The organism is Kitasatospora sp. NPDC029367, from assembly GCF_055569135.1.
In genome coordinates this window covers 1-9589 of sequence record NZ_JBVHYH010000134.1, presented here as the reverse complement: position 1 = coordinate 9589, position 9589 = coordinate 1, and the positions used below count along the sequence as shown (strand labels likewise).

General features: G+C 71.9%; 4 protein-coding genes and 1 rRNA gene. 3 read left to right on the top strand and 2 right to left on the bottom strand.

What is annotated here, in order from left to right; genetic code table 11:
• A 5S ribosomal RNA gene (gene rrf, locus ACZ4W5_RS37320) occupies positions 1-87 on the top strand; the annotation flags it as partial.
• A 61-nt stretch (positions 88-148) separates the two neighbouring features.
• A complete protein-coding gene (locus ACZ4W5_RS37315; protein WP_402491287.1) occupies positions 149-994 on the top strand; it encodes a phosphatase PAP2 family protein in 846 nt (281 codons plus the stop codon).
• A gap of 11 nt (positions 995-1005) precedes the next feature.
• On the opposite strand, the gene ACZ4W5_RS37310 is transcribed toward ACZ4W5_RS37315, so the two are convergent.
• Together ACZ4W5_RS37310 and ACZ4W5_RS37305 are read right to left on the bottom strand one after the other, a co-directional pair.
• The gene (locus ACZ4W5_RS37310) at positions 1006-1569 is read right to left on the bottom strand and encodes a GPR1/FUN34/YaaH family transporter (RefSeq protein ID WP_465659638.1); all 564 of its coding nucleotides are present in this window, start codon (positions 1567-1569) and stop codon (positions 1006-1008) included.
• Positions 1570-1835: 266 nt separating this feature from the next.
• Positions 1836-4397 carry a SpoIIE family protein phosphatase gene (locus tag ACZ4W5_RS37305; RefSeq protein WP_465659636.1) on the bottom strand — a complete coding sequence of 854 codons (2562 nt, stop codon included), beginning with the start codon at positions 4395-4397 and terminating at the stop codon, positions 1836-1838.
• A 506-nt stretch (positions 4398-4903) separates the two neighbouring features.
• Between ACZ4W5_RS37305 and ACZ4W5_RS37300 the strand changes: the two genes are divergently transcribed.
• On the top strand, positions 4904-9505 hold the full coding sequence (locus ACZ4W5_RS37300; protein WP_465659641.1) for a HAMP domain-containing protein: 4602 nt from the start codon (positions 4904-4906) through the stop codon (positions 9503-9505).
• Positions 9506-9589 lie beyond the last annotated feature (84 nt).

Genomic DNA, 9589 nt, shown 5'->3' with positions numbered 1-9589 from the left:
GGTTACATTCCGAACCCGGAAGCTAAGCCTCACAGCGCCGATGGTACTGCAGGGGGGACCCTGTGGGAGAGTAGGACGCCGCCGAACAATCATTCCAAAAAGACCCCCTCCCATTCGGGAGGGGGTCTTTTTGCGTTACCCTCTGCCAATGCAGAACCTGACCCTGACCTGGCAGACCGCCGGGGGCGCCGCCGTCGTCCTCTACGGAGGCGCGTACGCCGCTGCGAGGGTCCGGAAGCCGGGGGCGTCGGCGCTGCTGCGGGAGGCCGGCACACTGCTGGCACTGTTCGCGCTCTGGCAACTGGTCGGGCACCTGTCGGTGATGAGCGCCGATCACGCGTTGGACCGGGCGAGCTGGATCCACCGGACCGAGCAGGCGATCGGCCTGCCGGACGAGGCCTCCTGGCAGGCGGCGGTCACGCCGTACCCGGTGCTGGTGCGGCTGGCGAACTACTACTACGCGGTGATGCACTTCGCCGTCATGCTCGGTGTGCTGCTCTGGGTCTTCCTGCGGCACCGCGAGCGCTACGCGTGGGTGCGCAACACGGTGGTGATCACCACGGCGGTCTGTCTGCTGGTGCAGTTCATCCCGGTGGCGCCGCCGCGGATGCTGCCGCAGAGCGGCTTCGTGGACGTGGCCGCGCAGTACGGGCAGTCGGTGTACGGCGGCGCGGTCGGCGGGGTGGTGGTGGCGGACCAGCTGTCGGCGATGCCGTCGGTGCACGTCGCCTGGTGCGTGCTGGCGGCGGTCGCGGTGGTGCGGGTGTCGCCGAGCCCGTTCCGCTGGGTGGTGGTGCTGCACCCGCTGCTGACGGTCGCGGTGGTCGTGGTGACGGCCAACCACTTCTGGGCGGACGGCATCGTCGCCGTCGCCATCCTGCTGTTCGCCTACGCCGTGCTGGCGCTGGCGGCACGGCGACGGGGCCGGGCCCCCGTCGAGACGGAGACCCGGCCCCGGGCCGGTGCCGAGGAGCGGCCCCAGCAGGTCGGTTGAGCCCCGGCCGGTCACTTGACCGGCAGGGCGACCTTCCCCCAGGAGCCGTTGCTCAGCCGGGAGGTGGCCCAGTACCAGGCGATGAGCCCGGAGACGGCCGCGACCCAGCCGGCGGCCTTGCCGAGGCCGCTGTAGCTGCCGAGGACGGCGATGGCGTCCAGTACGAGGGAGACGGTGAACAGGCCGTAGACGGCACGGCTGAACAGGCCCGCGCCCCAGCTGGCGGCGGTGAGGCTGAGGGCGAGCAGGGCCCACACGAGCAGGAACAGGCCCGCGGCGTTCTTGCTCGCGCCGCCGGCCATCGACCAGGTCGCCCAGAAGGCGCCGAGGCTGGTGAAGGCGGTCCCGGTGAAGCCCTCGCCGCCGCGGAGCTGCCAGAGGCCCGCGATGAAGAGGGTGACGCCGCCGAGCAGGTGGGCGAGGTGGACCGCGTCCCCGGCACCGGTGTTGTGCAGGATCCCGGTGGAGAGCAGACCGTAGGCGAGCAGTGTCAGGCCGAGGGCGAGGTAGCCGAGGTTACCCGCGTCGGCTCCGGAGGAGCGGGCGTTCGTTGCCCCGGTAGCGTCGTTGCTCACCGGAGGCTCCTTTCACTCTGGGCGCGCGCAGGGCGCAGTGACGCTTGGTGTCGTTCGATGGGTGGATGCGCGCGACCGCGCCGAGGGCGCACGGCTGTGAGCGTGCGCGGGCTGCGGTCAGAAGTGAGGTCAGAAGCGACGGGCCTGCGGAGAGCCGCTGGTCACGTCCCCGCCGGGGGATTCCCCGGCGAGATCGGTTTACCCGGCCGTGCCCGCTTGTACCCTTGTGAACATAACAATTTGTGATGATGTCAGCTGTGGAGCGCTCACGACTGACGCTGGGTGGGGACCCGGAGCGTCAGGATCGCCATGTCGTCGGACGGCGGCTCGGGGGCGAAGCGCTCGACCGCGCGCTGTACCCGCATGGCGACCGCGCCGGCGGTCAGCCCGGTGCAGCCGGTGAGCACCTCGGCGAGGCCGTCGTCGCCGAGCATCCGCCGGCCCTCGCGGCGCTCGGTGACGCCGTCGGTGACGCAGAGCAGGACCTCGCCGGGTGCCAACACCAGGTGCTCGGCGGTGAGTTCGAGGTCGTCCAGGACGCCGAGCAGCGGCTGCGGGGTGGCGGCGCGGTCGACCTGGCCGTCGGTGCGCAGCCGCAGCGGCAGCGGGTGGCCGGCGCAGACCAGGGACAGTTCGGTGCTGCCGTCCGGGCGGGGCGTCAGCTCGCCGTAGAGCAGGGTGAGGAAGCGGCTGCGCGAACCCTCGTCCAGGATGGCCGCGTTGAGTCGGCGCAGCACCTGCGGGGCGTCCAGGCCCTCGCGGGCGAGCAGGCGCAGCGAGTGCCGGGCCAGGCCGGTGACGGAGGCGGCCTCGGGGCCGGTGCCGCAGACGTCGCCGATGGCGAAGCCGTAGGTGCCCTCGCGGATGGTGAACAGGTCGTAGAAGTCGCCGCCGACCTCGTTGCCCTCGCCGGCGGCCTGGTAGTAGACGTCCACCTCGACGCCGGGGATCTCGGGCAGGTCCGGCGGGAGCAGGCTGCGCTGGAGGGCCTGGCTGGTCGCGGTGCGCTCGGAGTAGAGGCGGGAGTTGTCGAGGGCCAGGGCGGCCCGGCGGGAGAGGTCCTCGGCGAGTTCGAGGATCTCCTGCCGGAACCGCACGCCGGCCGGGACGCCGAGCGCGAGCAGGCCGATCACCCGGTTGCGGGCGGTCAGCGGCAGGACGACGGTCTCGCCGAGCAGGCCGGCGAGTTCGGGGCTGTCGGTGAGGCCGCGGGCCCCGGCGGTCTCGGCGGGGGCGGTCCAGAAGCGGACGCCGTGGGTGGGTCCCGTCTCGGGGGAGGGGGTCTTGTCGAGGAGGTCGCGCAGCGGGTCGATCCGGTCCTCGTCCTCGTGCAGCACGAAGGCGAGGCCGGCCGAGGAGCTGTGGTCGCCGTTGGTGTAGACGGCGCACCAGGAGGCGAGGGTGGGGACGGCCATCTGGGCCATCAGCGCCAGGGTCTGCTCGTGTTCGAGGGTGCCGGCCAGCAGGTCGGAGGCCTCGACGAGGAAGGAGAGCGAGCCGCGGCGCAGCCGTTCGAGCTCGGTCAGCCGGGTGCTCTCGACGGCCAGGGCGACCCGGTCGGCGGCGAACTGGAGGCGCAGCGCGTCCTCGTTGTCGTAGCGGCCGGGGGCGGCGGTGGCGATGCCGAGCGAGCCGATCAGGCGGCCCTCGACCTTGAGCGGGACGGTGACCAGGGAGCGCATGCCGCTGCCGGTGAGCAGGGGCAGGCCGGTGGGGCGGGCGGCGAGGTCCTCGTGGACGGTGGGCAGCCGGGCGGAGTCGTAGCGGTTGCCGGTGCCCACCGGGAAGCGGGTGTGCCGGCGGTGCCCGGTGGTCAGGCCGGTGGCGGCGCGGACCTCGAACTCGGCCTCGTCGTCGGTGGTGAGCAGCAGGTAGGCGGCGTCGGCGTCGAGCAGGTCGCGGGCGCGTTCGACGGTGCGCTGGAGGAGGGTTTCCAGGTCGTCGGTGGCGACCGGTCCGGCCAGCAGGTCGAGCCGGGGACCGGCCGGGTCGGGGCGCTCGCCGGGCAGGGCGCGGGCGGGGGAGCGCAGGACCGCGCGGTCGGGTTCGAGGACGAGCAGGCAGAGGGTGGAGGCGACGCCCTCGGTGTCGCGCACGCGCACCTGGAGGCCGTAGACCTCGACCTCCTCGCCGTCGGCCCGGCGCACGCCGTAGTCGCCCTCCCAGCGGGCCAGCCGGAGGGTGTCGGTGAGGCCGAGGCCGCGGCCGGGGGACTGCGGCCAGACCGCGAGGTCGGCCCAGGGGCGGCCCAGCACGGTGGCGGCGGGGTACCGGAAGAGGGATTCGGCGTCCGGGTTCCAGGCCAGGACGCGGCCGTCCTCGTCGAGCTGGACGACGGCGACGTGCAGCGGCCCGGGGCTGCTGGGCAGGTCGCTGCCGGGGGTGGCGGGGACGGCGTAGCGGGTGCCGGCCACGTGGGCGGGCAGGGCGAGCCGGAACCAGACGGTCTTCTGGCCGGCCGCGTACTCGACGCCCCAGCGCTCGGCGAGGGCGGAGCACATCAGCAGGCCGCGGCCGCCCTCGCCGTCGGGGTCGGCGAAGCGCTCGGAGGCGGACACCGGGCCGTCGCCGAGCGAGGGCAGGCCGCGCTCGGGGTGGTGGTCGGTGACCTCGATCCGGACGCTCTCCTCCTCGCGCAGGCAGCAGACCTCGGCGGCGGTGCCGGCGTGCACGACGGCGTTGGTGACCAGCTCGCTGACCAGGACGACGGCGTCGTCGACGACCTCGGGCAGGCCCCAGCCGAGCAGCGCGTCCCGGACGAAGCCCCGGGCGGCGGCCGCGGACCGGCCGTCGGGGTCGAAGGTGGCGGCTGCGCGCGCGGTGACCACGTTGCCACTTCTCCTCTGCTGCTCTGGCCCTGACTGTCCGGGGCTCGTGCCGACCTCCCCGTGCGTGCCGTCGGTGGGCGGCGTCGTCGGGTCGGGTCGTGGCCCGGTGCAGCGCTCCACCCTACTTTCCGCTCGGTACCCCGTGGGGGCGGGGCGGTGAAACAGGCACCGGAGGGTGATTCTGCCCACCTGTTTCGGACGGTGCGGGGACAACCCTGTGCAACCGGCCGTATACCCGGCGCCAGTGCTGCCAGACTGGGGGGTCCGCGACGGCCGGTGGGAGCAGTACGGTCGTGTGGGTGCCGGGGGGCCGTGAGGGCCGGCCGGTACGCAGCCCAGCCGGGCCGGTGCCCGGTCCCGTGCCGTTTCCGGTGCGGCGGGTCACCGGACAGTTCACACGATGTGGGAGGGGCCCGTTGAGTTCGGCCACCAAGGACGCCACCAAGGACGCCACCGGTACGACGCCGCAGGCTCCGCGCGGCGGGCGGTCCGGGACCGCGCCGCGGATCGCGGCCGGCCGGCGAGCGGGCCACAGCCGCAGCGCGGAGCCCGCCGAACTGCGCAAGCTGCTGGCCGCGCTGACCGCGATGCGGGACGGCAACTTCCGCCGCAGGCTGACGGTGCCGGGCGACGGGCCGTTGGCGGAGATCGCCGCGGTGTTCAACGAGGTCGCCGAGCGCAACCAGCACCTGACCGGTGAACTGGCCCGGGTGCGGCGGGCGGTGGGCCGTGAGGGCCGGCTGAACGAGCGGCTGGAGACCGGTGCGGGCGAGGGCGCCTGGATGGCGGCGGTCGACAACTGCAACGCGCTGATCGACGACCTGGCCCGGCCGATGGCCGAGGTGGGCCGGGTGCTGACCTCGATCGCCGAGGGCGACCTGGACCAGAAGATGGAGCTGCGCTCGCTGCACAGCAACGGGGTGAGCCACCCGTTGCGCGGCGAGTACCTGAGGATCGGCCGGACGGTCAACGGGCTGGTGGACCAGCTCTCCGAGTTCACCGACGAGGTGACCCGGGTGGCCCGCGAGGTGGGCACCGAGGGCAAGCTCGGCGGGCAGGCCAAGGTCCGTAGTGTGTCGGGCAGTTGGAAGGACCTGGCGGACTCGGTCAACACCATGGCCGGGCGGCTGACCGCGCAGGTGCGCAACATCGCCCAGGTGACCACGGCGGTGGCCAAGGGCGACCTGTCCCGCAAGGTGACCGTCGACGTGGCCGGCGAGATGCTGGAGTTGAAGAACACCGTCAACACGATGGTGGACCAGCTGAACGGCTTCGCCGCCCAGGTGACCACGGTGGCCCGGGACGTCGGCACCGAGGGCCGGCTGGGCGGTCAGGCGCAGGTGCCGGGCGTGGCCGGGGTCTGGCGCGAGCTGACCGACTCGGTGAACTTCATGGCCGACAACCTGACCGGCCAGGTGCGCAACATCGCCCAGGTGACCACGGCGGTGGCGCGCGGGGACCTCTCGCAGAAGATCGAGGTGGACGCGCGCGGCGAGATGCTGGAGCTCAAGAACACCATCAACACGATGGTGGACCAGCTCTCCGGCTTCGCCGAACAGGTGACCCGGGTGGCCCGCCAGGTGGGCACCGAGGGCCGGCTCGGCGGTCAGGCGCAGGTGCCCTGGGCGGCCGGGGTGTGGCGGGACCTGACCGACAACGTCAACTTCATGGCGAACAACCTCACCGATCAGGTGCGCAACATCGCCCAGGTGACGACCGCGGTCGCCAAGGGCGACCTGTCGCAGAAGATCCAGGTGGACGCCCGGGGCGAGATCCTGGAGTTGAAGAACACCATCAACACCATGGTCGACCAGCTCTCGGCCTTCGCCGACGAGGTCACGCGGGTCGCCCGGGACGTCGGCACCGAGGGCATCCTCGGCGGTCAGGCCAGCGTGCCCGGGGTGTCCGGGACGTGGAAGGACCTGACCAACAGCGTCAACCTGATGGCCAACAACCTGACCAGTCAGGTCCGCAACATCGCCGAGGTGACCACGGCGGTGGCCCGCGGCGACGTGTCGAAGAAGATCACCGTCGACGCCCGGGGCGAGATCCTGGAGCTGGTGACCACCGTCAACACCATGGTCGACCAGCTCTCGGCCTTCGCCGACGAGGTCACCCGCGTCGCCCGCGAGGTGGGCACCGAGGGCATCCTGGGCGGCCAGGCGCGGGTGCGCGGGGTGTCGGGCATCTGGAAGGACCTGACCGACAACGTCAACTTCATGGCGTCGAACCTGACCGGACAGGTCCGCAACATCGCCGAGGTCGCCTCCGCGGTGGCCCGCGGCGACCTCTCCAAGAAGATCACCATCGACGCCCAGGGTGAGATCGCGACGCTCGCCGGGACGCTGAACACCATGGTGGACCAGCTGTCCGCGTTCGCGGTCGAGGTCACGCGCGTTGCCCGCGAGGTGGGCACCGACGGCACCCTGGGCGGTCAGGCGAGCGTGCCGGGCGTGGCCGGCATCTGGAAGGACCTGACCGACAACGTCAACCAGATGGCCAACAACCTCACCGGCCAGGTCCGCAACATCGCTCTGGTGATCACCGCGGTCGCCCGCGGCGACCTCTCGCAGAAGATCGACGTGGACGCGCGCGGCGAGATCCTCCAGCTCAAGACCAACATCAACACCATGGTGGACCAGCTCTCCGCCTTCGCCGACGAAGTCACCCGGGTCGCCCGCGAGGTGGGCACCGACGGGCGGCTCGGCGGCCAGGCCCGGGTGCCCGGGGTGGACGGCACCTGGCAGGACCTCACCGAGTCGGTGAACGAGCTGGCCAACAACCTGACCCGGCAGGTGCGCGCGATCGCCCAGGTCGCCACCGCGGTGACCAGGGGCGACCTGAGCCTGCGGATCGACGTGGACGCCGCCGGGGAGCTCGACGAGCTCAAGGACAACATCAACCAGATGATCGCCAACCTGCGCGAGACCACCCGCACCAACCAGGAGCAGGACTGGCTCAAGACCAACCTGGCCCGGATCTCCGGCCTGCTCCAGGGCCGCCGGGATCTGGAGGCCGTCGCCTCGCTGATCATGACCGAGCTGACCCCGGTGGTCTCCGCCCAGCACGGCGCCTTCTTCCTGGCCCAGCCGGCCGGGCGGACCGCCGAACTGATCACTGAGGACGACGACGAGAACGACACCGTGCTGCGGCTGATCGGCAGCTACGGCTACCAGCGGCGGGCGATGCCGACCACCTTCCGGCCGGGCGAGTCGCTGATCGGCCAGGCGGCGGTGGAGAAGCGGGCGATCATCGTCAAGGAGGCGCCGCCCGGCTACCTCAAGATCGCCACCGGCCTCGGCGAGGCCTCGCCGGCCCACATCGTGGTGCTGCCGGTGCAGTTCGAGGGCCGGCTGCTGGGCGTGATCGAGCTGGCCACGTTCAGCTCCTTCACCACCGTCGCACTGGACTTCCTCAACCAGATCGCCGACCTGATCGGCGTCACCGTCAACACCATCAGCGTCAACACCAAGACCGAGGGCCTGCTGCTGGAGTCCCAGCGGCTCACCGCCGAACTCTCGATGCGATCCGCCGAGTTGGAGGCGCGCCAGGAGGAACTGGAGCGCACCAACGAGGAGTTGCAGGAGAAGGCCGAGCAACTCGCCCAGCAGAACCGCGACATCGAGATCAAGAACAGCGAGATCGAGGAGGCCCGGCAGGTCCTGGAGGAGCGCGCCGAGCAGCTCGCCCTGGCCTCCCGGTACAAGAGCGAGTTCCTCGCCAACATGTCGCACGAGCTGCGCACCCCGCTCAACTCGCTGCTGATCCTGGCCAAGCTGCTCTCCGACAACAACGAGGGCAACCTCTCGCCCAAGCAGGTCGAGTTCGCCGACACCATCCACGGCGCCGGCTCCGACCTGCTCCAGCTGATCAACGACATCCTCGACCTGTCCAAGGTCGAGGCCGGCAAGATGGACGTCCGTCCGGCCCGGATCGCCCTGGTCCAGCTGGTGGACTACGTCGAGGCCACCTTCCAGCCGGTCGCCCTGGACAAGAACCTGGACTTCGCGGTCCGGGTCTCGCCCGCCCTGCCGGTCACCCTGCACACCGACGAGCAGCGGCTCCAGCAGGTGCTGCGCAACCTGATCTCCAACGCCGTCAAGTTCACCGACTCCGGCGGCGTCGACTTCTCGATCAGCGCGGCCGGCCGGGACGTCCCCCAGCACGTGCGCGAGCGGCTGCTGGAGTTCGGCTCGATCCAGGGCCCGGACGAGGAGCTGATCGCCTTCTCGGTCTCCGACACCGGCATCGGCATCCCCGGCAACAAGCTGCGGGAGATCTTCGAGGCGTTCAAGCAGGCCGACGGCACCACCAGCCGCAAGTACGGCGGCACCGGCCTCGGGCTGTCGATCAGCCGCGAGATCGCCCGGCTGCTCGGCGGGGAGATCCACGCCGAGAGCGAGCTGGGCAAGGGCTCGACCTTCACGCTCTACCTGCCGCTGCGCACCGACGCCCCGGAGGCCACCACCGAGCGGTCCCAGGAGCGCCCGGGTCCGGTGAACCCGCCCGCGCTGCGCGCCTCGGTCGGGGTGACCCCGGTGGGCCTGCCGGTGCCGGTCGGTGAGAGCCCGGCCGACCACTGGGCCCAGGAGGTCCGGGAGATGGCCGAGGAGCGCCGCCGCGGGGCGGTGGAGCGCCGCCGCAGCGCCGCCCTGGAGAGCGCCGCGGTGCCGCGCGCGGTGGAGCCCGCGCAGCAGCCCCGGCCGGCCCGCGGCGACACCCGCTTCGACGGCCAGCAGGTGCTGATCGTGGACGACGACGTGCGCAACGTGTTCGCCCTGACCAGCGTGCTGGAGCAGCACGGGCTGACCGTCCTGTACGCGGAGAACGGCCGTGAGGGCATCGAGATGCTGGAGCAGCACGAGAACGTGGCGCTGGTCCTGATGGACATCATGATGCCGGAGATGGACGGCTACGCGACCACCGAGGCGATCCGCCGGATGCCCCAGTTCGCCGGCCTGCCGATCATCGCGCTGACCGCCAAGGCGATGAAGGGCGACCGGGAGAAGTCCCTGGAGGCGGGAGCCACCGACCACATCACCAAGCCGGTGGAGACCGACCACCTGCTGTCGGTGATGTCCGAGTGGCTGAACGGCGACCGCGCGTGAGTCCGCCGCCTGGGGGGGGGGGGGGGGGGGGGGGGGGGGGGGGGGGGGGTTTTTTTGGGTTTGGGGTGTTTGTTGGGGGCCTGG